We start from the raw sequence: 20537 nt of genomic DNA, 5'->3' as shown, positions 1-20537 counted from the left end.
TCCGGTTGTCCGGGAAGGTGGGGCCAGGGCCGGAAACCGCCAGGCCTATTCCCGTCTCTCCGCGAAGAACGCGCGGAGCAGCGCAGCCGCCTCGCGCTCGCGAAATCCGCCATAGACGTCCGGCGCATGATGGCAGGTCGTCTGGTTGAAGACCCGCGGACCGTGCTCGACGCCGCCGCCTTTCGGATCGGCCGCTCCGTAATAGAGCCGCCGGATCCGCGCGAAGGAAATCGCGCCCGCGCACATCGGGCACGGCTCCAGGGTAACGTAGAGGTCGCAACCGACCAGACGCTCGTCGCCGATCGCCGCGCAGGCGGCGCGGATGGCCAGGATCTCCGCGTGCGCCGTCGGGTCCAGGAGGCGCCGCGGCTGGTTATGGGCGACGGCCAGGAGGACGCCATCGCGCACCACTGCGGCACCGACCGGCACCTCACCGGCGGCGGCCGCGGCCCGCGCCGCCGCGAACGCGTGATCGAGCGCGGTCAGCGAACTCGATGCTTCCACATCCCGAGCGTGGATCGGATCAGCTGCCACGGTGTTCCTATCCCGTCGCCGATGCGGGTCTGTGCCAATGCCGCTGCTTAACACAGGGCAATGTTAAGGCCTGGAACATTCGAGCGACCGTGACCGTTTGTTGGATGAAGGCGGCGCCGCCGCAGCAACCACAAGAAGGACATCGCCATGAGCAGCACCACCGACAAGATCAAGGGCGTCGCCAACGAGGCTCTCGGCAAGGCCAAGCAGGGCATCGGCGACGTGTCCGGCAATGACAAGCTGAAGGCCGAGGGCGCCGCTCAGGAGCTCAAGGGCAAGGCCCAGGGCACCGTGGGCGATGCGAAGAGCGCTGTGAAATCGGCGACCGACAAGCTCTGATCATAGCATCAACTGGAACGGGACCCGCTTTCTGCGGGTTCCGACCATGGATCGACTTGAATAAAGCGAGGATGCCATGATCGGCTGGGCAGTCACATTTCTCGTCGTCGCCTTGATCGCCGCTCTGCTCGGGTTCGGCGGCATCGCCGGCACCGCCATGGAAGCGGCCAAGATCGTCTTCTTCGTGGCGATTGCCCTGTTCCTCATCTCGGCCGTGTTCGGCGTGATGCGCGGTCGTTCGCCCAGACTCTGACAGCAGCGCTCCATCATTCGCTGCGGGGCGGACCTTCGGGCCGCCCCTTTTGCGTTCAGGCTCGGTCCGAAGGCGGCTGCAGAACCCGTCTCGCCTGACGGTACGGGCTCTGATAAGGCCCTGGCATGAACGACGTGCCGAACGACACTACGCCGGAGGCTTCCGACCGTCCGGACCCCGAGATCACGCGCGGTAAAGGCTGGACGCCTGCAACCGACGCTGGCAGCGACGACGGTGACCGCCCCAAGGCCGGTCCGCGCAAGGTCGCCGCTGAGCCGAGGGTGCCGCGGCCCGAGCCGGAGATTTCGGCCGTCGCGGAGGCATCCGCGTCGACCCCGCCGGGCGAGCGCATCGCCAAGGCGATGGCGCGGGCCGGCATTGCCTCGCGGCGCGACGCCGAGGCGATGATCCTGGCCGGCCGGGTGAGCGTCAACGGCGAGACCCTGACCTCACCGGCCCGCAACATCACCGAGGATGATCAGGTCCTGATCGATGGCGAGCCGATGCCCTTGCGGGAGCGGAGCCGCCTGTGGATCTTCCATAAGCCGCGCGGGGTCGTCACGACGGCCCGTGATCCCGAAGGGCGGCAGACGGTCTTCGACATCCTGCCCGAGGATCTGCCCCGGGTCGTCGCTATCGGGCGCCTCGACATCAATACCGAGGGGTTGCTGCTGCTGACCAATGACGGCGGTCTCGCCAAGGTGATCGCGCATCCGGACACCGGCTGGCTCCGCCGGTACCGCGTCCGCGCGCACGGGGACACCGACCAGGCCCAGCTCGACCGGCTCGCCAAGGGCGTGACCATCGACGGCATGGAGTACGGCCCGATCGAGGCCACCCTCGACCGCGTCCAGGGCGACAATGTCTGGCTGACGCTCGGCCTCCGCGAAGGCAAGAACCGCGAGGTCAAGCGGATCCTCGAGCATCTCGGCCTCTCGGTGAACCGGCTTATCCGGCTGTCCTTCGGGCCCTTCCAGCTCGGCGACACGGAGGTCGGTCTGGCCGAGGAGGTGCGCACCCGCGTGCTCAAGGATCAGCTCGGCAAGGCGCTGTCCGAGCAGGCCGGCGTCGATTTCGAAAGCCCGGTGCGCGAGCCGATCACCCCGTTCGGCGGACCGAAAAGGTCCGATTCGGCCGGCAAGCAGGCGCAAACGCCAGCGGCTGGCCGGCGCAACGCCGCGCGGCCGGCACCGGCGCCGCAGGTTTCCACGGGCGGGTCCGGTTCCAATCCGCGCAACGCGACATGGCGGGATGAGGAACCCACGCGGCCCCGGGGGACGCGCGTGCCGCGTCGGGGTGCCGATCCGCGTGCCGCGCAGGCGAGCTCCGCGGAACGGGGCCGCGAGCGGGTCGGCTCGATCCGCGCCGGCGAGCGTCGGGTCGTCGTCGAGCGACTTTCGGCGACACCGGTCGAGGCCGCGCCCGCGGCCAAGCAGCGTCGCCGCTACGCCGAGGACGGACCATCCGAGCGACCGCAGCGTCGGGAGGGCGGTCGCCCGGGACGGGAGGCGGGGCCTTCCGGCGAGCGCGGCTTCGCGCCCCGCGGCGAGCAACGATCCGGACCGCGCAATGACCGCCGACCCGAATCGCGCGGCGAGCGCGGCGAGGGCGAACGCCCACGTCGTGACATGGCGCGGTCCGCCGAGGGTCCGCGGCCCCAGGTCCGACAGGACGAGCGCCGCGGACCGAAGCCGGAGGGTCGTCACGGGAAATCCTTCGGGGCTGCCGCATCCGAGGGTCGGCCGCGGGCCAAGGACGGTTTCCGGCCTCAGAGGTCGGAATCGCCGGGCGGCAAACCGCGCTTCGGCGGTGCCAAACCGGGCGGAGCCAGGCCGGGCGGCTTTGCCGGCAAAGGTGGCGGCGCGGGTGGCGGCAACGCGCGCCCAGGCGGTCGGCCCGGTTCGCCTCGGGGTGGTGCCAAGCCCGGCGGTGGACGACCGCCACGCGGGACACGATGAGGATCGTCGGCGGGGCGTGGCGGGGCAGACGGCTCGCCACGCCGCGCACCGATGCAATCCGGCCGACCTCGGATCGCCTTCGCGAGGCGCTCTTCAACGTGCTGCTGCATGCCTATGACGAGACCCTGGCGGGAGCGCGGGTCCTCGATCTTTTCGCCGGCACCGGGGCGCTCGGCTTCGAGGCGCTCTCGCGAGGCGCCGCCTACGCCCTGCTGGTCGATGAAGGCGCCGAGGCCCGCGCGGTCATCCGCGCCAATATCGAGGCGCTGGGCGCCGAGGGCGTGACCCGCCTGTTCCGCCGGGACGCCACGCGTTTGGGGCCGGCGGGATCGGCCGGACAATTCTCGCTCATGTTCTGCGATCCGCCCTACAGCCGCGATCTGGCGCCGCGCGCTCTCGCAAGCGCGGCCGCAGGGGCGTGGCTGGCACCTGGCGCTCTGGCGGTGGTCGAGGAGGCCGAAGGCGCGACGGTCACGTGGCCGGAGGGATTTACCGAACTTGAGCGCCGCGTATACGGCGAGACCGCCGTCGGCTTCGCCCGATTCGCTGCCTGAATCTGGTTCAGTCCGTGTCCACCGGCGCGCCGAGAGGCCCAAAATGGATCGCGAGCCAGATCGTCGGCGACTCTGTCCGCTCCACGCGATGCCGGCGATGCGCCGCGATCAGGACCGCGTCGCCCACGTTGAGGCATCGAGGCTCTGCCTCGTCGGCGAATCGCAGCTCGGCTGAGCCCACCAAGACCGTCACCCACTCAGCCTGCGGCTGGTCATAGTAGAAGCCGGGAGGGCTCGCTTGGCCGGTCGAGACGATGCGCTCCACGCGCAGCCCCGGTACGGCGAGCAGAACCGACACGATCTCCTCGGGAGAGTCGACGGGCACATCGGCCAGGAGGTTGACGACGGTCGTCGGCGACTTCATCGCCCTACCCTAGAGCAATCCGCCGATCCGGCGCGCCCGAAGCTGATCCGGCCCAAGCGGCTCGGCACAGGGCGATCAGGCGCCTTTCGCCTCGTTCTGGTCGGATTGCCGAGCCGGCGCCTCCTCGGCTGCCCGGCTCTGGCCGACACGAGCCGCAGACTTCACCAACGACAGCACGTCGCGACGCATGTGTTCGTCGGCGATCTGATTATAGGCGCGCAGCAGCTCGACGGCGCCGGAGACGCGCAGCAGAGCGGGACCGCTGTCGCCCGCGACTTCCGGCTCGGGCTCGAAGAAGCTCGACACCGGGACGCCGAGCCGCTCGGCAATCGCCTGGAGGCGGCCCGCTCCGACCCGGTTCTTGCCCGTCTCGTACTTCTGAACCTGCTGGAAGCTCACGCCCAGCGCGCTGGCCAGCGCCGACTGGCTCAGTCCGTTCGCGGCGCGCAGGAATGCGATGCGGCTGCCGACCCCGTGATCGATGGCCGTGGTCTGCTTCGGCTTGAGGGTGGGATTGGCCATGAGAGGTAGTCCGAAGGTCGTATCAGTTGGAAGGCATGCTCGGCTGGACCAAAGCCGCCGATAACAACCCTCAGGTGCTTCATCGCGCGGCTGGGATCCCGGCCTGACATCCTTTGATGCCACAGTCCCGCCGCGCGCGCAACGAATGGTTACGCTTGTGAAATCTGAGGTCACCAGCATATCCGCGCTGCCCACGATGGGGTGGACCGAGCGGCCCATGAAATCCCTGCTTGATGCTTATGGAAAACGCGCGAAAGTACGCAGAAACTGACTATCGAACATTTGATCGCGCGGAAAAAATGCGACGGCATCCGCGTGAGTGTTGAGAGATCGCTTGCTATCAACCGCGGCCTTCCCTGGACCGACTGCACGAATCCTCGAGCGGGCCGCGTCCGGTGCCGCGCTCACGCTGTCGGGCCGAGCCAATCGGTCACGATCTTGAGTTGATCGTCATCCAGCAGCGCGGGCGCGTGGCCGCAATCAGGGATTTCGATGCGCTCCGTCGGCGGGCCACGCCGCGTCATCTCATCGGCGGTCGATGCCAGGAGCAGTTCCGATTGGGCACCGCGCAGAAGCAGGACGGGACAGGTGATCGCGTCCCAGTCGCGCCACATGCTGACGCTGTAGACCCGACCGGGCCGGAACGCGTCCCCGATGCCGGGATCGTAATGCGGGCGCCAGCCGCCATTCGGCTCGCGGAAGAAGCTGTGCTTGGCGATGTGACGCCACTGCTCGTCGGTCAGCGCTCCGAATGCGGCCAGCACGGTGCGCAGACGTGATTCGCCCGAGGCGAGGTTGTGGTGCAACCGCGGCGCGTCGCGCAGGCGCGAGCCGATATGGCGGATGGGCGCCCAGGGCAGGAACGGGCCGATGTCGTTGATGACCATGCGGCGGATCGGCGTGTTGGCCGCTGCAGCCAGGACCATGCCGGTGAGGCCGCCGAGCGAGGTTCCGACCCAATCGATCTTCCCGGGGACGCGCAGATGGGCGATCAGCGCCGCCATGTCGGCGGCGTATTGCGGCAGGCCGTAATGTTCCGGATCCTTCAGCCAACCGCTGAGTCCCCGGCCTGGCAGGTCCGGGCAGACGACGCGGTAGCCCATCTTGGCCAGCCGGTAGCCCAGAGGATCGAAGTCGCGGCCCTGCCGACTCAAGCCGTGGACGCAGACGACCACGTGCGGGCTGTCCGGGTCTCCCCATTCCACATAGGCGATCCGGTGAAAGTCGTGCGGCGCGTAGGCCCAGAACTGCCCGGTCCGGAACGGCACGTCGGCGCTGCTGAGATCGTCGAGACGCGGCATCGCTTCGGCCGGACTCGCCGCGGCCTGCCCCCCCGAGAGCAAGGTCACGGTGTTTCGGTACGGGCGGCGGCCTCGCGGGCGAGGCGGCTGGTCGTCTGGTGGAGATCGACCATCTGTTCCGTCAGCCGGCGCGACTGTTCCTGCATGAAGGTGATGTTCAGCGCAGCGACTTCCCTGGCATCGGCCGCCTTGGCGACGCGCTCGGCAAAATCCAGCGTGGCGCGGACATTCGTGTCGGTCGCCACCAGCATCCGGTGTCCGATCTCGCGCATCGCCGCCATGGCATGGACGGCGTTATCCTCGAAGGCGTTGTAGAGCCGCGCGCCGGCCGCGTCCCACTGCTCGCGCACCTTGCGGGCGCCGGTGACGTTGCTATCGGTGAGCTGATGTGCGGTCTCGCGACTGGACCCCATGACCGAGCGCCAGCCCTCGAAACTCTGGGCCATCGACGCCTCGAATGCGTTGAGCGCCATCTCGCCGGCCTCCGCGAGGCGCTCATAGGACTCGCGCGCCCGCGCAACGCCGCCCTCGGCCATTGCGCGCCCGGCCTGGCCGGAGATCGCCGGCAGGTTGTCGTTGCCCAAGATCGTCCCCCGTTGCTCGCGAGACACCGGCGGCTCGCACCACCGGCATCCGTCAGCGGCGTCCTGGCGTCAACCATGCCCTGTGACAGAAGGGGACCGCGGCACGCGCTGCGGCGGCATTCGTGATTGACAGCCGGCTCTGCCGCGAAATCATCTCCGTTCGGGAGCGAACGCCACGCCCGCAGCCCGACAGAAGGCAGAACGATGCCGGAGACCTGCCCGCCGTCTTCCCAGCCGAGAGACGCCGGCCGTCATCCCTTCGAGACGGGATTGGACCGGACGCCCGCCAATTACGTGCCGCTGACTCCCGTGAGTCTTCTGGCGCGCGCCGCCGCTGCATCGGGGGCCGGGACCGCCATCATCGACGGGAGCCGGCGCCTCACCTATGCGGAGCTCTACACACGCTGTCGCCGCCTCGCCTCCGGCCTCGCCCGTCTCGGAATCGGGCGGCTCGACACTGTGGCGATCCTCGCGCCGAACGTGCCCGAGATGATCGAGGCCCATTTCGCCGTGCCGATGCTCGGCGCCGTGCTGAACCCGCTTAACACCCGCCTCGATCCGGCGACGATCGCCTTCTCCCTCGCGCATGGCGGCGCCCGGGTGCTGATCGTCGAGGCCGAGTACGGCGCGCTGGCGGCGCGGGCCCTGGCCGATCGGGCCGAGCCCATTCGCGTGGTGACGATCGGCGAGACCGGCTTGGCTGGGGCGATCCCGTACGAAGGTCTGCTTGATGCGGGCGACGCCGATCACGTCTGGACCGGCCCGGAGGACGAATGGCAATCGCTCTGCCTCCTCTACACGTCCGGCACGACCGGCGACCCGAAGGGCGCGGTCTACAGTCACCGCGGCGCCTATCTTCAGGCGCTCGGGAATGCCGTCACCTTCGGCCTGACGGCGGAGAGCGTGTATCTCTGGACCCTGCCGATGTTCCATTGCAGCGGCTGGTCGTATCCCTGGGCGAGCGTAGCCGCCTGCGCCACGCAGGTCTGCCTGCGCAAGGTCGAGCCGGCAGCGATCTTCCGGCTCATCGCCGAGCACGGCGTGACGCATCTCTGCGGCGCCCCGATCGTGCTCTCGATGATCGCACACGCGCCGGCGACGGACCGGCTGGCCTTTCCGCAGCGGGTGCGCTGCGCGGTCGGCGGCGCGGCCCCCTCATCGACGATCATCCGGACGATGGAGGAGCTCGGCTTCCAGGTGACGCATCTCTACGGCGCGACCGAGAGCTACGGGCCGGCCACGGTCTGCCTCGCACAGCCGGATTGGGTCGATCTGGCGGACGACGACCGCTACGCCCGCATGGCGCGCCAGGGCGTGCCGCTCGCGACGCTCGAGGGCGTGTCGGTCGTCGATGTGGCGACCGGCCGGCCCGTCCCGCAGGACGGCACGGCGGTCGGCGAGATCTGCCTGCGCGGCAACACGGTGATGAAGGGCTATCTCGGCAATCCCGACGCCACCGGGCGGGCGCTCGCCGGGGGCTGGTACCGGACGGGCGACCTCGCCGTCTGGCATCCGGACGGCTCCGTCGAGATCAAGGACCGGGCCAAGGACATCATCATCTCGGGTGGCGAGAACATCTCAAGCCTGGAGGTGGAGGAGGTGCTGATGCGCCATCCCTCCGTGATGCTGGCGGCGGTCGTGGCGCGGCCGGATCCGACCTGGGGCGAGAGTCCCTGCGCGTTCCTCGAAGTGAAGCCGGGCTCCGACGCACCGACCGAACAGGATGTGATCGCGTTCTGTCGCGACCGGATGGCGCGGTTCAAGCTGCCGAAGACGGTCGTGTTCGGACCGTTGCCGAAGACTTCGACCGGCAAGATCCAGAAATTCGTGCTGCGGGAACAGGCTCGGGCGCTGTGACGGGGCGCCCCGGGCCTTTCTGCCCCTTCACCCCTTCGAGGCGGCGGGCTTCCACACCCGCGCGGCATTCTCCGCTGCCGCCGTGAGGGCCGCGTGCAGATCGGGATCGGCATCGCGCATGCCTGTGCGGATCGCCTGGACGAGAGCCTCGACCGGCTCGCCGGCCAGGACGCGCTCGGCCGTCGCATTCAAGGCGTCGGACTCGACGATCTCGCGCGCGGCGATCCCGATCGCGTTGGCCACCATCAGCGCGACGTAGCGCGGTCGGCCGGTCAGGGCCGGGAGAACCTCATCGGTGAGGGCCCGGCGGGCGGCGTCGAGAAGGGCGGCGCCGGAAGGCTCGTCCTGCATGATCAGCTCCAGGCCCCGGGGGCGGTTGCCCGCAGGATGGTTCGTTCCAGGTCGGGGACCATCCGGCCGGTCAGCGCCAGCTCAAGGGAGAACTCGCGGCCGGAGACGTGGCGGGCGCCCTGCTCCAGGGCGATCACCGCCCAGCGCAGATGGGCCAGCACCTCCCAGTACGCCACGCGGTCAGGATCGATCGCGCGACCGCTCGCGGCCGTGTAGCCGCGGTAGAAGGCCCTGCGCGATCCGATCCCGCCAGCCTCCAGGTCCGGTCTGCCGAAACGCCAGCAGGCGGCACAGAACCAGCCCAGATCCTGAGCGGGATCGCCCCAGCCGGCGAATTCCCAATCGAGCACGGCGGTCAGGCCCGAGCCGTCGACCATGTAGTTGCCGGTGCGGAAATCCCGATGCACCAGGGTCGGGTCCGGGCAATCGGGGGCGCGCACCGCGCCCCAGCGCAGGCCCCATTCGATCGCCGGCCGCCGCGCGCCGATCCCGTCGAGATTCGCGCGGAGCCGCGCGATCTCGGCGCGGGCCGGGTTCGCCTCCGGCGCGCCCAGGAAGGCGAGCGCGGCGGGCAACGGCTGACGGGCGTCGAGGCTCGCGTGAATCCGGGCAAGCTCGCGACCGAGATCCTCCGCGAGACGCTCCCGGTCACCCCCGAGGCTCAAGTCTTTGGCAATCCGCGGCCCGAGGCCGACGCCTTCGACCAAGCCCATGAGCGCAAAGGGCGCGCCGACCACGGCCGGGTCGGTACAGAACCCGACCGGCTCCGGCACGCGCACGCCGGCGCTCCAGACGGCTTCCAGAATCCGGAATTCTTCCGCGCGCGAGCGGCTCGACGCGATGGTCGCGGCCGCATCCATGCGCAGCACGTAGGCCCGGACGCCGTCCCCGAAGCGGCAGCGCACCAGCCTGTTCTCCTGGATCGAGCCGCCGCCGAGTGGGCGGATCTCCTCGATCGCGAGGTCCGGGCAGCCGAGATGGTCGGCCATCCAGGCGCGCAGGCGGTTCGCGTCCATCCGCTACAGGCCCGAGACGAGGTGGCCGCCATCCACCGCCACGACGCTCCCGGTCATGTAGGCGCCGGCATCGGAGGCGAGGAGCATCAGCGGGCCGTCCAGTTCGGCCGCCTCGCCGAGCCGGCGCTGCGGAATGCGCTTGATCAGCGCCTTGCCGGCATCGGACTCGAAGAACGCGTCGTTCAGCTCGGTCTTGATGTAGCCCGGCGCCAGGGCGTTCACCCGGATCCCGTGGCGCGCCCATTCGAGAGCCAGGCTCTTGGTGAGCTGCACCACGCCGGCCTTCGAGACCGCGTAGGGCGCGAGCCCTCCGGTGACACGCAACCCTAAGATCGACGCGATGTTGACGATGCTGCCGCCGGCGCCGTGGCGGGCCATGCGCCGACCGGTCGCCTGGGCAACCAGCCACACGCCCTTCAGGTTCGTGTCGAGCACCGCATCCCAGTCGTCCTCGTCGAGGTCGAGCGCGGCCTTTGTCGCGGTGACGCCGGCATTGTTGACGAGCACTCGGACCGGACCGAAGCGCGCTTCCGCGGCCTTCAGCGCCTGCTCGATGCTCGCTGCGTTGGTCACGTCCATCACCACCGCATGGGCCTGCCCCCCCTTACCTTCGACGCGGGCGACCGTCTCGGCGAGGGCGTCGGCCCGTCGCGCGCAGAGGGTCAGCCGCGCCCCGGCCCGCGCCAGGGTCCCGGCGAAGTGGCGGCCGAGTCCGCTGGATGCCCCGGTCACCAGGACGTGCCGGCCGGCGAGATCGAAGGGGTTCGTCATCTCAGTGCAGCCGCTCGACGGCCAGAGCGATCCCCTGGCCGCCACCGATGCACATGGTCACCAGCCCATAACGCCCGCCGCTGCGAGCCAGCTCGTAGAGTGCCTTCACGGTGATGATCGCGCCGGTGGCGCCGATCGGATGGCCCAGCGCGATGGCGCCGCCGTTCGGATTGACCTTGGCGGGATCGAGATCGAGTTCGCGGGACACCGCGCAGGCCTGGGACGCGAAGGCCTCGTTCGACTCGATGACGTCGAAATCCGCCGCGCGCAGGCCCGTGCGCTTGAGCAGCCGTCGCACGGCCGGAACCGGGCCCATGCCCATCTCGGACGGATCGACGCCGGCATGGGCGTAGCCGACGATGCGGGCGAGCGGCGTGCGGCCGTCGCGCTCCGCCTTGGTGGCGCTCGACAGCACGAGGGCGGCGGCGCCGTCATTGAGGCCCGAGGCGTTGCCGGCCGTGACGCTGCCGGTCTTGGAGAAGGCCGGGCGCAGCTTGGCGAGATCCTCGGCGCGCGTGGATTTCGGGTGCTCGTCGGTATCGAACGCCACCGTCTCGCGCCTGCGCTGGATCTCGACGGGCAGGATCTGCTCGCGGAACCGTCCCTCCCGGATCGCCCGGGCGGCCCGAGCCTGGCTCTCGGCGGCGAAATCGTCCTGCGTCTCGCGGGGGATGCCGTAGCGCTCCGCGATGTTCTCGGCGGTCACGCCCATATGGCCGTTGCCGAACGGGTCGCTCAAAGCACCGAGCATATAATCGACGAGTACGGCGTCGCCCATGCGCTGGCCGGTTCGCCCGTTCTTCAGGAGATGCGGCGAACGGCTCATGCTCTCGGTGCCCCCGGCCACTGCCGTGTCGGCGTCGCCGAGCAGGATGGACTGCGCCGCCGAGACGATCGCCTGGAGGCCGCTGCCGCAGAGCCGGTTGACCGTCATGGCCGGCACCTCCTTGGGGAGGCCGCCCTCCATGGCTGCGACGCGGGCGATGTAGGCGTCCCGCGGCTCTGTCGGGATCACGTTGCCGAGGACGACGTGCCCCACAGCCTCGGGTCGCGTGCCGGACCGGCGCAGCGCCTCCGCGATGCACTGGGCCGCGAGGTCCGACGGCGGGATCGCCGCCAGCGCGCCCCCGAAAGTGCCGATCGCGGTCCGCACCGCGCCTGTGATCACGACGTCGGTCATGCTCGTCATCTCTCGCTTACGCGCCCACCGGCCACGACCAGAAGGCGTCGCCCTCGGCGTCCAGGTTCCGGTTGAGTACCATCTTGTGGACCTCGTCGGCCCCGTCCACCAGCCGCGCCTGCCGGGCGTAGCGGTAGATCCATTCGAGCGGCGTGTCGGTGGAGTAGCCCCGGGCGCCGTTGATCTGGATCGCAACGTCGGCGGCCGCGTGGAGCAGGTTGGCCACGTGGACCTTGGCCATCGAGACTTCCTTGCGGGCGAAGCTGCCCTGGTCGAGCGCCCAGGCAGCCTTCATCACAAGCAGACGGCCGATCTCGATCCGCATGGCGAGGTCGCCCAGCATGAGCTGGATGCTCTCGCGGTCGGCCAGGCGGATGCCGAAGCCGTGGCGCTCGGCCGCGTAGGCCCGGGCGATCTCGACGCAGCGCTTGGACAGGCCGAGCCAGCGCATGCAGTGGGTCAGCCGCGCCGGGCCGAGGCGGATCTGCGTGAGCTTCAGGCCGTCGCCCTCGTTCATCAGGACGTTCTCGGCCGGAATCTCCAGCCCCTCGAACAGCAGCTCGCAATGGCCGCCATGCTCCTCCGGCCCCATGATCGGGATGCGGCGCAGGATTCGCCAACCGGGCTGGTCCTTGTGGAACAGGAAGGCGGTCAAGCCCTTGCGCGCGTCGTCCGAGGTGCGCGCCATCAGGATGAAGTGGTCGGCCTCCTCGGCGCCGGTGATGTACCACTTGCGGCCGGCGACCACGTAGGTGTCGCCGCGGCGCTCGGCGCGGGTCTGGATCATGCCGGGATCCGAGCCGCCGCCGGGATGCGGCTCGGTCATGGCGAAGGCCGACCGGACCCGTCCGTCCACGATCGGCGCCAGCCAGCGTTCCTTCTGGGCGGAAGTCGCGACCTTCTCGAGCACCATCATGTTGCCGTCGTCCGGCGCGGCCGAGTTGAACACGACCGGCCCGAAGATCGAGCGGTTCATCGCCTCGTAGCAGACCGCCATGCCCACCTTGTCGAGCCCGGCGCCGCCGGTCTCGGGCTTCAGCTGGAGGCACCACAGGCCCTGCTCGCGCGCGAGGCCGCGCAGCCGCGCCAGCTCGGCGAGGCTGATGTTGCCGTGCCCGTCATAGGCCGCCGGCTCGGATTCGAGCGGCACGATGTGGGTATCCACGAAGTCGGCGATCCGGGCGCGATACGCCTCGACGCGTGGAGCGATGGTGAAATCCATGGTCGCGGCCTCCGACGGATGCCCGTGCGCGGTCGGGGGCCGCCCACCGGGCCGGGCACACCCGCTCTCGTCCGTTCTCTCCACGATCGAGACCCGGTCAGGCAACCGCCCGGCGAAACGAAGTGCCGCGGCTGTTCGGCGCCCATGCGGTCCGCGGCGGTGCTCAGCGTCGGCCGAACAGCCGCTCGATGTCGGAGAGCTTCAGCTCGATCGATGTCGGGCGCCCGTGATTGCACTGACCGGAATTGGGCGTCGCCTCCATCTCGCGGAGCAGGGCATTCATCTCCTCCGGGCGGAGGCGCCGCCCGGCGCGGATCGAGCCGTGGCAGCTCATCCGCGACAGGACGGCGTCGAGACGCCGCCCGAGCGGACCGCCCTCCGTGGCCGGCGCGCCGCCCTCCTCGTCGCCGCTCGCCTCCAGCGCGTCGAGGATGTCGGTGACGAGGTCGCGCACCGAGGCGCCGATCAGCGCCGCCGGTACCTCGCGCACCAGCACGGCGCCAGGGCCGAAGGCCTCGATCGCGAGCCCGAGCCGGTCGAGATCCGGCGCGGCCGCGACGAGCCGCTCCGCTTCCTCCGGACTCATCTCGACCACGTCGGGGATCAGCAATCCCTGACGGGCGATTCCGCCCTGCGCCCGCTCGGCCTTCATCCGCTCGTACACGAGCCGCTCATGCGCGGCGTGCTGGTCGACGATCACGAGGCCGTCGCGGGTCTGAGCGAGGATGTAGGTCTCGTGGATCTGAGCGCGTGCCGCGCCGAGGGGGTGGTCGACGGCTTCCGCAGCCTCGGAGAAGGACCGGACATCCGCATGGGGCGGGGCCTCGATCTCCGGCCCCGCGAACGGAGCCTGGGCCGCCTCGGCGAAACCGGGCGCGTCCGACAGGACGAAGGCCGGATCCGGCGCGCGCGTCGCGGGGGCGGGCCGCCAGGCGTCCGACCTGCCGTAACCCGGAGGCGCCCCGACCGACGGCGTACCGGCCGCAAACGGGCTCGGGCGCGCGGGTTGGAACAGGCTCGGCGCGGCAATCCCCGTATGGGTCGCGAGCGGTGGCCCGGCCGGCCGCAGGGCATCGAGGGTCCGGGCGGCACCGGTCGTGGCCGAACGGGCGCCGCCCCGGCGCAAGGCGTCGTGGATGGCGCTCACCACCAGGGCGCGCACGAGGCCGGGCTCTCGGAACCGCACCTCCGTCTTGGCCGGGTGGACGTTGACGTCGACGAGCTCCGGATCGCACGTGATCGTGAGGCCGAGCACCGGGTGCCGGTCGGAGGCCAGCGTGTCGGCGTAGGCGCCGCGCACCGCCCCGAGCAGCAGACGGTCGCGCACCGGGCGGCCGTTGACCGTGAGGTGGATGTGGGTCGCCGCAGCCCGGTGGTAGGTCGGCAGCCCGACATGGCCGGTCACCGCGAAGCCCTCGCGGCCGAGAGACGCCGGCAGGGCATTGGCGGCGAAATCCGGTCCCAGCACCGCAGCGAGCCGGCGCAGTTCCGCCTCCGGCCCGCTCTCTGCCGGGAGAACCAGCGGCTGCCCGGCATCGGCGCGCAGGGTGAAACGGATCCCCGCTTGCGTAACGGCGAGCCGGCGCAGGATCTCGGCGATGGCCGCGTTCTCGGCGCGGTCGGATTTCAGGAACTTGAGCCGGGCCGGCGTCGCGGCGAACAGCTCGGTCACCTCGATCCGCGTGCCGCGCTGCGCCGCCGCCGGGCGCACCGGTCCCTTCAGGCCGGCTTCCACGGTGAGGCTCGCCCCCGCCTCGGCGTCCGGGGTCCGGCTGACGATGGCGAGCCGCGACACCGCGCCGATCGACGGCAAGGCCTCGCCGCGAAATCCCAGCGTGTCGATCGCCGTGAGATCGCCTCCGGGCAGCTTGGAGGTGGCGTGGCGCTCGACCGCGAGGTCGAGGTCGGCCGGCGTCATGCCGATCCCGTCATCGACGACGCGGATCAGCCGCCGGCCGCCGGCCTCGACCGTGACCTCGATGGCTCGCGCTCCGGCATCGATGGCGTTCTCGACGAGCTCCTTCACGGCCGAAGCCGGGCGCTCCACGACCTCGCCGGCCGCGATGCGGTCGACGAGCACGGGATCGAGGCGGCGGACGGGCGGCGCGGCGGAGGTCTTGGACATCTGTCGCCACGATAAGCCCTGGGCGGCCCCGAACCAATCGGGCGCCGGCAGAGGTCCGGCGCTCAGGCGCGCCGCTTGGCTCCGCCCAGAGAGATCCGGCCGGCGCTGCCGGTCCGCGTTCCGTGGCTGGGTGCCGCGTAGGGCCGGCGGGACAAATCGTAGAGGACGTTGCCGACGAGCCCGGCCGCGCGCCGCAGGGTCGTGCCGTCGCAGGTCGCCGCGACCCGGACCCCGATCTCGTGCGTGTGGCTGCGGCCGTAGAGCCAGACGGCCAGCCGCGCCCGGGTGGTCTCCGGGATGCCTTCGAGCAGATAGGTGGCGCCCTCGGCATCGGACTGAATCAGTCGGCCCACCGTTTCGGGCGAGACGGGGCAATCGTTGGCGGGATCGTCAATGCTGAGCGCGGGGGCCTTCGTCATGTCGGAACCTGACCGTTCTGGAACTTCAGGTTGAACGTTCTTGGTTAACGAAGGGTGACCAGGAATGGCGGTCGGCATAATCCTCTGACGGCACGGGCTGCTCCAACGCGTTGCGCGGCGCAGCCCGGATCCGCAACTGCAGACCCGCTGTCAGAGCGGTCTGCGGATCATGCGTGCGATCAGGCCGACGATCCCCTCGCGGAACAGCAGCACGCAGAGGACGAAGACGCAGCCCTGGATGATCGTCACCCAGGCCCCGAACTGGGCGAGGTAGGTCTCCATCGTGACGATCACCAGCGCGCCGACGATCGGCCCGAACACCGTGCCCATCCCGCCGACCAGCGTCATCAGCACCACCTCGCCCGACATCGCCCAATGGACGTCGGTCAGCGAGGCGAGCTGGAAGACGATCGCCTTGGTGGAGCCGGCGAGCCCCGCCAGTGTCGCCGAGAGCACGAACACCGCGAGCTTGTACTGGCTGGCCCGGTAGCCGAGCGAGATCGCCCTCGGCTCGTTGTCGCGGATCGCCTTCAGCACCTGCCCGAAGGGCGAGTGGATAATCCGATAGATCAGCAGCATCCCGGCCAGGAAGATCACGGCGACGACCGCGTACATTGCCCGGTCGTCCGCGAGGCTGATCACCCCGAACAGCGCACCGCGCGGCACCGCCTGGATGCCGTCCTCACCGCCGGTGAACTTCGCCTGCAGCGCGAAGAAGTACGCCATCTGGGCGAGCGCCAGGGTGATCATCGAGAAATAGATGCCCTGCCGGCGGATCGCCAGCGCGCCGAAGACCAGCCCCAGCAAGGCCGCCGTCGCCGTGCCGGCGAGGATCGCAACCTCCGGCGTGAAGCCGAGATGCTTGGCCGTGTAGGCGCAGAGATAGCTTGCCATGCCGAAATAGGCGGCGTGGCCGAACGAGAGCAGGCCGCCGTATCCGAGGAGCAGGTTGAAGGCGAGCGCGAACAGCGCGAAGCACAACACCTTCATCAGGTAGACGGGATAGAGGATCAGCGGCGCCACGATCAGCAGGACGGCGATGCCGACGAAGATCAGGCGATGAAGCGCCTTGTCATCCCGGCTCGTCGGCAAAGCGGCGGCGATCGGGGCGGCGTCGATGGCGGCGGTGTCGGCCATTGGGGGATGCCTCAGTTCGCGGTCAGGCCGTGCGCCCGAACAGGCCGGCAGGTTTGACGAGCAGCACCAGCACCATGATGACGAAGATCACGGTGGCCGAGGCTTCCGGATAGAACACCTTGGTCAGTCCCTCGACCAGGCCAAGGGCGAAGCCGGTGATCACCGAGCCGATGATCGAGCCCATGCCGCCGATCACCACGACGGCGAAGACGACGATGATGATGTCGGCGCCCATGTTGGGGTTCACCGAGTAGATCGGTGCGGCCAGCACCCCGGCGAAGCCCGCGAGCGCCACGCCGAAGCCGTAGGTCAGCGTCAAGAAAAGCGGCACGTTCACCCCGAAGGCCTGGACCAGGGTCGGGTTCTCGGTGGCGGCGCGCAGGTAGGCGCCGAGCTTGGTCTTCTCGATCACGAGCCACGTGGCGATGCAGACGGTGAGCGACGCCACGACCACCCAGGCCCGGTAGTTCGGCAGGAACATGAACGGCAGGCGCTGGCCGCCGGACAGCTCGGCCGGAATCGCGTAGGGCAGTCCCGAGACGCCGTACTGGTTGCGGAACAGGCCCTGGATGATCAGCGCCAACCCGAAGGTCAGCAGCAGGCCGTAGAGGTGATCGAGCTTGTAGAGCCGGGCGATCAGCACCTGCTCCAGCACGATTCCGAACGCGCCCACCACCAGCGGCGCGAGGCCCAGCGCCCACCAATAGCCGAGCCCGACATAGGTCAGCAGCATCCAGGCCACGAACGCGCCCATCATGTAGAGCGCGCCGTGGGCGAAGTTGATGATGTTCAGGAGCCCGAAGATGATCGCCAGCCCCAGCGACAGGATCGCGTAGAACGAGCCGTTGATCAGGCCGAGCAGCAATTGCCCGAACAGGGCCTGCGTCGGCACACCGAAGATCGTCGTCATGGCCGTTCTCCGCGCCCCGATCGCATGCTCAGCCCTTCACGAGGGGGCAGTTGCCCTCGTTGAGCGGCCGGAAGACCTGATCGCCCGGGATGGTCTCCAGCTTCTTGTAGAGGTCCCACTCGCCCTTCGATTCGGCGGGCTTCTTGACCTCGAACAGGTACATGTCGTGGATCTTGCGGCCGTCGGCGCGAATCGTGCCCTTGCCGAACAGCGGGTCGTCGGTCGGCATCGACTTCATCTTGGCGACCGTAGCGGCGCCGTCAGCCGTCGACTTCAATTCGGCCACCGCCTTCAGGTAGTGGAGCACGTCCGAGTAGACGCCGGCATGGTTGGCGGTCGGCTTCGAGCCGCCCTTCATCTGCTTGGCGAACCGATCCGAGAAGGCGCGGGTCTGGTCGTTCAGGTCCCAGTAGAACGGCTCGGTCAGCACCAGCCCCTGGGCGACCTTGGTGCCGAGGGAATGCACGTCCGAGGAGAAGACCAGGAGACCGGCGAGCGCCTGGCCGCCCTCGGTGATGCCGAACTCGCCCGCCTGCTTGATCGAGTTGATCGTGTCGGTGCCGGCATTGGCCAGCCCGATCACCTTGGCGCCCGACCCTTGGGCCTGCAGCAGGAACGACGAGAAATCCGAGGTCGGGAACGGCGTCTTCACCGAGCCCACGACCTTGCCGCCGTTCTTGGTGATGACCGCGCTGGTGTCGCGCTGGAGGGTCTGCCCGAAGACGTAGTCGGCGGTGAGGAAGAACCACGTGGTGCCGCCGCGCTTCACCATGGCGCCGCCGGTGCCGTTGGCCAGCGCCACCGTGTCGTAGACCCAGTGGATCGTGTTCGGCGTGCATTGCGGGCCGGTGAGGTCGGCGGTGCCGGCGCCGGTGTCGATGAAGACTTTGTTCTTCTCCTTGGTGACCTGGCTGATGGCAAGCGCCACCGAGGAGGTCACGCCGTCGGTGATCATGTCGACGGCGTCGCGGTCGTACCATTGCCGGGCGATGGCGGCCCCGACATCCGGCTTGTTCTGATGATCGGCCGAGACGATCTCGACCTTGAGGCCGTGCTGCTCCGGCTTGAAATCTTCGACGGCGAGCTTGGCGGCGACCACCGAGCCTTCGCCGCTGATGTCCGAATAGGCACCCGAGCGGTCGCCAAGGATGCCGATCTTGACGTTCGTCTGCGCGGCGGCGGTGCCCATCATCAGGGCGCCGGCGAGGGCGGCGAGGGTCGCGGGCCGGGCGATACGTCCGAACATGTTCGTTTCCATCCTTGATCTTAACCCACCCACTCACGCCCACCCGGTATTCGGACTGACGGGGAGTGATAGTATTGTCTAACGTCGTCGTTCTTCTGAATTGAAGACCGCCGCCGTCACTCCGGGGCCGCGCAGCGGAACTCGAAATCCAGATCCGCCATGAGGCTGAACCGGAGCGCGACGTGCCGAACCCGCGGTGTCTCTGGATTCCGGGCCCTCGCTTGCGGCGAGCCCCGGAACGACGGCGCCTTCATCTGCCAAGATCCGTTGCTTGGACCGATCCCAGCCATGTTGTCAGACGCCGAGATAGGCGTGAAGCTTGTCGATATTGGCGTCAAGCTCGGCATTGGGGATCATGTCGACCACCCGGCCCTGCTCGATCACGAAATGCCGGTCCGCCAGCGTCTGGGCGAAGCGGAAGTTCTGCTCCACCAGAACGATGGTGTAGCCTTGAGACTTCAATTGCTGGATGGTGCGGCCGATCTGCTGGACGATGACCGGCGCGAGACCTTCTGTCGGCTCGTCGAGCAGGATCAGCTTGGCGCCGGTGCGCAGGATCCGGCCGATCGCCAGCATCTGCTGCTCGCCGCCGGACAGCTTCGTGCCCTGGCTGCCGGCACGCTCCTTCAGGTTCGGGAACAGCGTGTGGATCTCCGCCACCGACATGCCCCCCGGCTTCACCCGCGGCGGCAGCATCAGGTTCTCGTGGACCGTGAGGCTCGCGAAGATGCCGCGCTCCTCCGGCACGTAGCCGAGCCCGAGCCGGGCGATGTTGCGCGATGCCATCCGGATGGTCTCGACGCCATCGTAGACGATGGACCCGGAGCGCCGGCCGAGGATGCCGATGATCGCCCGGAGCGTCGTCGTCTTGCCGGCGCCGTTGCGGCCGAGGAGGGTGATCACCTCGCCGGCCCGGACGTCGATATCGATGCCGTGGAGCACGTGGCTCTCGCCGTACCAGCCCTCCAGGCCGCGGACGGTGAGAAGCGCGCCGGTTGCGGCCGCCGGAGCTGAAGTCTTCAGGGCCGCCTCAGGCATGTCCAGCCCCGATATACGCTTCGACCACGCGCGGATCCTTGGAGACGGTGGCGTAATCACCTTCGGCCAGCACTTGGCCGCGGGCCAGGACGGTGATGCGGTCCGACAGCGACGCCACCACCGAGAGGTTGTGTTCGACCATCAGGATGGTCCGGTCCTTCGACACCCGGCGGATCAGCTGCGCCGTCCGCTCGACATCCTCGTGGCCCATGCCGGCCATCGGCTCGTCGAGGAGCAGCATCTCGGGATCGAGGGCGAGCGTCGTGGCGATCTCCAGCGCGCGCTTGCGGCCGTAGGACAGTTCCACCGCCAACACGTCGGACAGGTCGGAGAGCCCGACGGCCTCCACCAGCGCCAGCGCCTCGCCGTTGAGACCCCGCAGAACCCGCTCGGGTCTCCAGAAGTCGAACGAATCGCCCCGCAGCCGCCGCTGGAGTGCGATGCGCACGTTCTCCATGACCGTCAGGTGCGGAAACACCGCCGAGATCTGGAAGGAGCGCACCAGCCCGAGCCGCGCGACATCGGCTGCCTTCATGCCGGTGATGTCGCGGCCCTTGAAGCGGATCGTCCCGGCCGTGGGGATGAGGAACTTCGTCAGAAGGTTGAAGCAGGTGGTCTTGCCGGCGCCGTTCGGCCCGATCAGCGCGTGGATCGTCCCGCGCTCGACCTGCAAGGCAACGCCGTTGACGGCCCGGAATCCCTTGAATTCCATCGTCAGGCCATCTGTCGCCAGGATCACGTCCTGTGCCAAGCGTCTCCCTCCCGGGGTATGAATTCTTGCCCGCCATATCGCCGATGCCGATAGGGCCAGTCCATCGCAAACGCTCGATGCAGCGCGACAATCCCCCGGGAGTGA

Annotated in this window: 22 protein-coding genes; 5 read left to right on the top strand and 17 right to left on the bottom strand. The window is 69.3% G+C overall.

Features of this window, described 5'->3' with window-relative positions:
- Positions 1-45: 45 nt before the first annotated feature.
- On the bottom strand, positions 46-534 hold the full coding sequence (locus tag JOE48_RS22840) for a nucleoside deaminase (protein WP_210033094.1): 489 nt from the start codon (positions 532-534) through the stop codon (positions 46-48).
- A 147-nt stretch (positions 535-681) separates the two neighbouring features.
- On the opposite strand from JOE48_RS22840, the gene JOE48_RS22835 reads away from it, so the two are divergent.
- From JOE48_RS22835 to rsmD, 4 genes are all read left to right on the top strand, one after another.
- Complete coding sequence (locus JOE48_RS22835) at positions 682-873, top strand: CsbD family protein (RefSeq protein ID WP_210033092.1); 192 nt, start codon at positions 682-684, stop codon at positions 871-873.
- A gap of 76 nt (positions 874-949) precedes the next feature.
- The gene (locus tag JOE48_RS22830) at positions 950-1126 is read left to right on the top strand and encodes a DUF1328 domain-containing protein (RefSeq protein WP_010683547.1); all 177 of its coding nucleotides are present in this window, start codon (positions 950-952) and stop codon (positions 1124-1126) included.
- Between the two features lie 125 nt (positions 1127-1251).
- Complete coding sequence (locus JOE48_RS22825) at positions 1252-3084, top strand: pseudouridine synthase (RefSeq protein ID WP_210033090.1); 1833 nt, start codon at positions 1252-1254, stop codon at positions 3082-3084.
- The gene (rsmD, locus tag JOE48_RS22820) at positions 3081-3638 is read left to right on the top strand and encodes a 16S rRNA (guanine(966)-N(2))-methyltransferase RsmD (protein WP_210033089.1); all 558 of its coding nucleotides are present in this window, start codon (positions 3081-3083) and stop codon (positions 3636-3638) included. Before JOE48_RS22825 ends, rsmD begins: the two co-directional genes overlap by 4 nt.
- Before the next feature lie 7 nt (positions 3639-3645).
- On the opposite strand, the gene JOE48_RS22815 is transcribed toward rsmD, so the two are convergent.
- The 4 genes from JOE48_RS22815 to JOE48_RS22800 form a co-directional block, all read right to left on the bottom strand.
- Positions 3646-4002, bottom strand: coding sequence for a cupin domain-containing protein (locus JOE48_RS22815; protein ID WP_210033088.1), 357 nt, complete (start codon positions 4000-4002; stop codon positions 3646-3648).
- 75 nt (positions 4003-4077) lie between these two features.
- A complete protein-coding gene (locus tag JOE48_RS22810) occupies positions 4078-4524 on the bottom strand; it encodes a helix-turn-helix domain-containing protein (RefSeq protein ID WP_210033087.1) in 447 nt (148 codons plus the stop codon).
- Between the two features lie 404 nt (positions 4525-4928).
- Positions 4929-5873, bottom strand: a complete 945-nt coding sequence (locus tag JOE48_RS22805) for an alpha/beta hydrolase (protein ID WP_312893350.1) — start codon at positions 5871-5873, stop codon at positions 4929-4931.
- Positions 5870-6409, bottom strand: coding sequence for a phasin family protein (locus tag JOE48_RS22800; RefSeq protein ID WP_210033086.1), 540 nt, complete (start codon positions 6407-6409; stop codon positions 5870-5872). The genes JOE48_RS22805 and JOE48_RS22800 overlap by 4 nt, the downstream gene beginning before the upstream one ends.
- A 204-nt stretch (positions 6410-6613) precedes the next feature.
- On the opposite strand from JOE48_RS22800, the gene JOE48_RS22795 reads away from it, so the two are divergent.
- Complete coding sequence (locus tag JOE48_RS22795) at positions 6614-8266, top strand: AMP-binding protein (protein ID WP_210033084.1); 1653 nt, start codon at positions 6614-6616, stop codon at positions 8264-8266.
- A gap of 27 nt (positions 8267-8293) precedes the next feature.
- On the opposite strand, the gene JOE48_RS22790 is transcribed toward JOE48_RS22795, so the two are convergent.
- The 12 genes from JOE48_RS22790 to JOE48_RS22735 form a co-directional block, all read right to left on the bottom strand.
- Positions 8294-8617, bottom strand: a complete 324-nt coding sequence (locus JOE48_RS22790) for a DUF6285 domain-containing protein (RefSeq protein ID WP_210033083.1) — start codon at positions 8615-8617, stop codon at positions 8294-8296.
- 2 nt (positions 8618-8619) lie between these two features.
- Positions 8620-9633 (bottom strand): phosphotransferase family protein, encoded by a 1014-nt coding sequence (locus JOE48_RS22785; protein WP_210033081.1) that lies wholly within the window; start codon positions 9631-9633, stop codon positions 8620-8622.
- A gap of 3 nt (positions 9634-9636) precedes the next feature.
- Positions 9637-10404: an SDR family NAD(P)-dependent oxidoreductase gene (locus JOE48_RS22780; protein WP_210033079.1), complete on the bottom strand. Its 768-nt coding sequence runs from the start codon at positions 10402-10404 to the stop codon at positions 9637-9639.
- A gap of 1 nt (position 10405) precedes the next feature.
- On the bottom strand, positions 10406-11584 hold the full coding sequence (locus tag JOE48_RS22775) for an acetyl-CoA C-acyltransferase family protein (protein WP_210033077.1): 1179 nt from the start codon (positions 11582-11584) through the stop codon (positions 10406-10408).
- A 16-nt stretch (positions 11585-11600) separates the two neighbouring features.
- On the bottom strand, positions 11601-12806 hold the full coding sequence (locus tag JOE48_RS22770) for an acyl-CoA dehydrogenase family protein (protein ID WP_210033071.1): 1206 nt from the start codon (positions 12804-12806) through the stop codon (positions 11601-11603).
- A 163-nt stretch (positions 12807-12969) separates the two neighbouring features.
- Entirely contained in the window at positions 12970-14931 is a 1962-nt protein-coding gene (gene mutL, locus JOE48_RS22765; protein ID WP_210033069.1) for a DNA mismatch repair endonuclease MutL, read from the bottom strand.
- 62 nt (positions 14932-14993) lie between these two features.
- Positions 14994-15350 carry a hypothetical protein gene (locus JOE48_RS22760; RefSeq protein WP_210033067.1) on the bottom strand — a complete coding sequence of 119 codons (357 nt, stop codon included), beginning with the start codon at positions 15348-15350 and terminating at the stop codon, positions 14994-14996.
- A gap of 150 nt (positions 15351-15500) precedes the next feature.
- Complete coding sequence (locus tag JOE48_RS22755; RefSeq protein WP_210033063.1) at positions 15501-16487, bottom strand: branched-chain amino acid ABC transporter permease; 987 nt, start codon at positions 16485-16487, stop codon at positions 15501-15503.
- Positions 16488-16509: 22 nt separating this feature from the next.
- Entirely contained in the window at positions 16510-17397 is an 888-nt protein-coding gene (locus JOE48_RS22750) for a branched-chain amino acid ABC transporter permease (RefSeq protein ID WP_210033062.1), read from the bottom strand.
- 28 nt (positions 17398-17425) lie between these two features.
- Positions 17426-18643, bottom strand: coding sequence for an ABC transporter substrate-binding protein (locus tag JOE48_RS22745; RefSeq protein ID WP_210033061.1), 1218 nt, complete (start codon positions 18641-18643; stop codon positions 17426-17428).
- Between the two features lie 294 nt (positions 18644-18937).
- A complete protein-coding gene (locus JOE48_RS22740; protein WP_210033060.1) occupies positions 18938-19681 on the bottom strand; it encodes an ABC transporter ATP-binding protein in 744 nt (247 codons plus the stop codon).
- A complete protein-coding gene (locus JOE48_RS22735) occupies positions 19674-20432 on the bottom strand; it encodes an ABC transporter ATP-binding protein (RefSeq protein WP_210033059.1) in 759 nt (252 codons plus the stop codon). Before JOE48_RS22735 ends, JOE48_RS22740 begins: the two co-directional genes overlap by 8 nt.
- Between the last annotated feature and the right edge of the window lie 105 nt (positions 20433-20537).

The sequence above is a fragment of the Methylobacterium sp. PvR107 genome (assembly GCF_017833295.1).
Classification (GTDB): domain Bacteria; phylum Pseudomonadota; class Alphaproteobacteria; order Rhizobiales; family Beijerinckiaceae; genus Methylobacterium.
This window is presented reverse-complemented; position numbering and strand designations above follow the sequence as displayed.

What these genes read in the sequence shown, in the direction of transcription:
- JOE48_RS22825 (WP_210033090.1), top strand. Translation starts at nt 1,252, where the DNA reads ATGAACGACGTGCCGAACGACACTACGCCGGAGGCTTCCGACCGTCCG.
- JOE48_RS22810 (WP_210033087.1), bottom strand. Translation starts at nt 4,524, where the DNA reads ATGGCCAATCCCACCCTCAAGCCGAAGCAGACCACGGCCATCGATCAC.
- JOE48_RS22740 (WP_210033060.1), bottom strand. Translation starts at nt 19,681, where the DNA reads ATGCCTGAGGCGGCCCTGAAGACTTCAGCTCCGGCGGCCGCAACCGGC.
- JOE48_RS22815 (WP_210033088.1), bottom strand. Translation starts at nt 4,002, where the DNA reads ATGAAGTCGCCGACGACCGTCGTCAACCTCCTGGCCGATGTGCCCGTC.
- mutL (WP_210033069.1), bottom strand. Translation starts at nt 14,931, where the DNA reads ATGTCCAAGACCTCCGCCGCGCCGCCCGTCCGCCGCCTCGATCCCGTG.
- JOE48_RS22790 (WP_210033083.1), bottom strand. Translation starts at nt 8,617, where the DNA reads ATGCAGGACGAGCCTTCCGGCGCCGCCCTTCTCGACGCCGCCCGCCGG.
- JOE48_RS22785 (WP_210033081.1), bottom strand. Translation starts at nt 9,633, where the DNA reads ATGGACGCGAACCGCCTGCGCGCCTGGATGGCCGACCATCTCGGCTGC.
- JOE48_RS22835 (WP_210033092.1), top strand. Translation starts at nt 682, where the DNA reads ATGAGCAGCACCACCGACAAGATCAAGGGCGTCGCCAACGAGGCTCTC.
- JOE48_RS22830 (WP_010683547.1), top strand. Translation starts at nt 950, where the DNA reads ATGATCGGCTGGGCAGTCACATTTCTCGTCGTCGCCTTGATCGCCGCT.
- JOE48_RS22775 (WP_210033077.1), bottom strand. Translation starts at nt 11,584, where the DNA reads ATGACCGACGTCGTGATCACAGGCGCGGTGCGGACCGCGATCGGCACT.
- JOE48_RS22780 (WP_210033079.1), bottom strand. Translation starts at nt 10,404, where the DNA reads ATGACGAACCCCTTCGATCTCGCCGGCCGGCACGTCCTGGTGACCGGG.
- JOE48_RS22760 (WP_210033067.1), bottom strand. Translation starts at nt 15,350, where the DNA reads ATGACGAAGGCCCCCGCGCTCAGCATTGACGATCCCGCCAACGATTGC.
- JOE48_RS22770 (WP_210033071.1), bottom strand. Translation starts at nt 12,806, where the DNA reads ATGGATTTCACCATCGCTCCACGCGTCGAGGCGTATCGCGCCCGGATC.
- JOE48_RS22745 (WP_210033061.1), bottom strand. Translation starts at nt 18,643, where the DNA reads ATGTTCGGACGTATCGCCCGGCCCGCGACCCTCGCCGCCCTCGCCGGC.
- JOE48_RS22755 (WP_210033063.1), bottom strand. Translation starts at nt 16,487, where the DNA reads ATGGCCGACACCGCCGCCATCGACGCCGCCCCGATCGCCGCCGCTTTG.
- rsmD (WP_210033089.1), top strand. Translation starts at nt 3,081, where the DNA reads ATGAGGATCGTCGGCGGGGCGTGGCGGGGCAGACGGCTCGCCACGCCG.
- JOE48_RS22795 (WP_210033084.1), top strand. Translation starts at nt 6,614, where the DNA reads ATGCCGGAGACCTGCCCGCCGTCTTCCCAGCCGAGAGACGCCGGCCGT.
- JOE48_RS22750 (WP_210033062.1), bottom strand. Translation starts at nt 17,397, where the DNA reads ATGACGACGATCTTCGGTGTGCCGACGCAGGCCCTGTTCGGGCAATTG.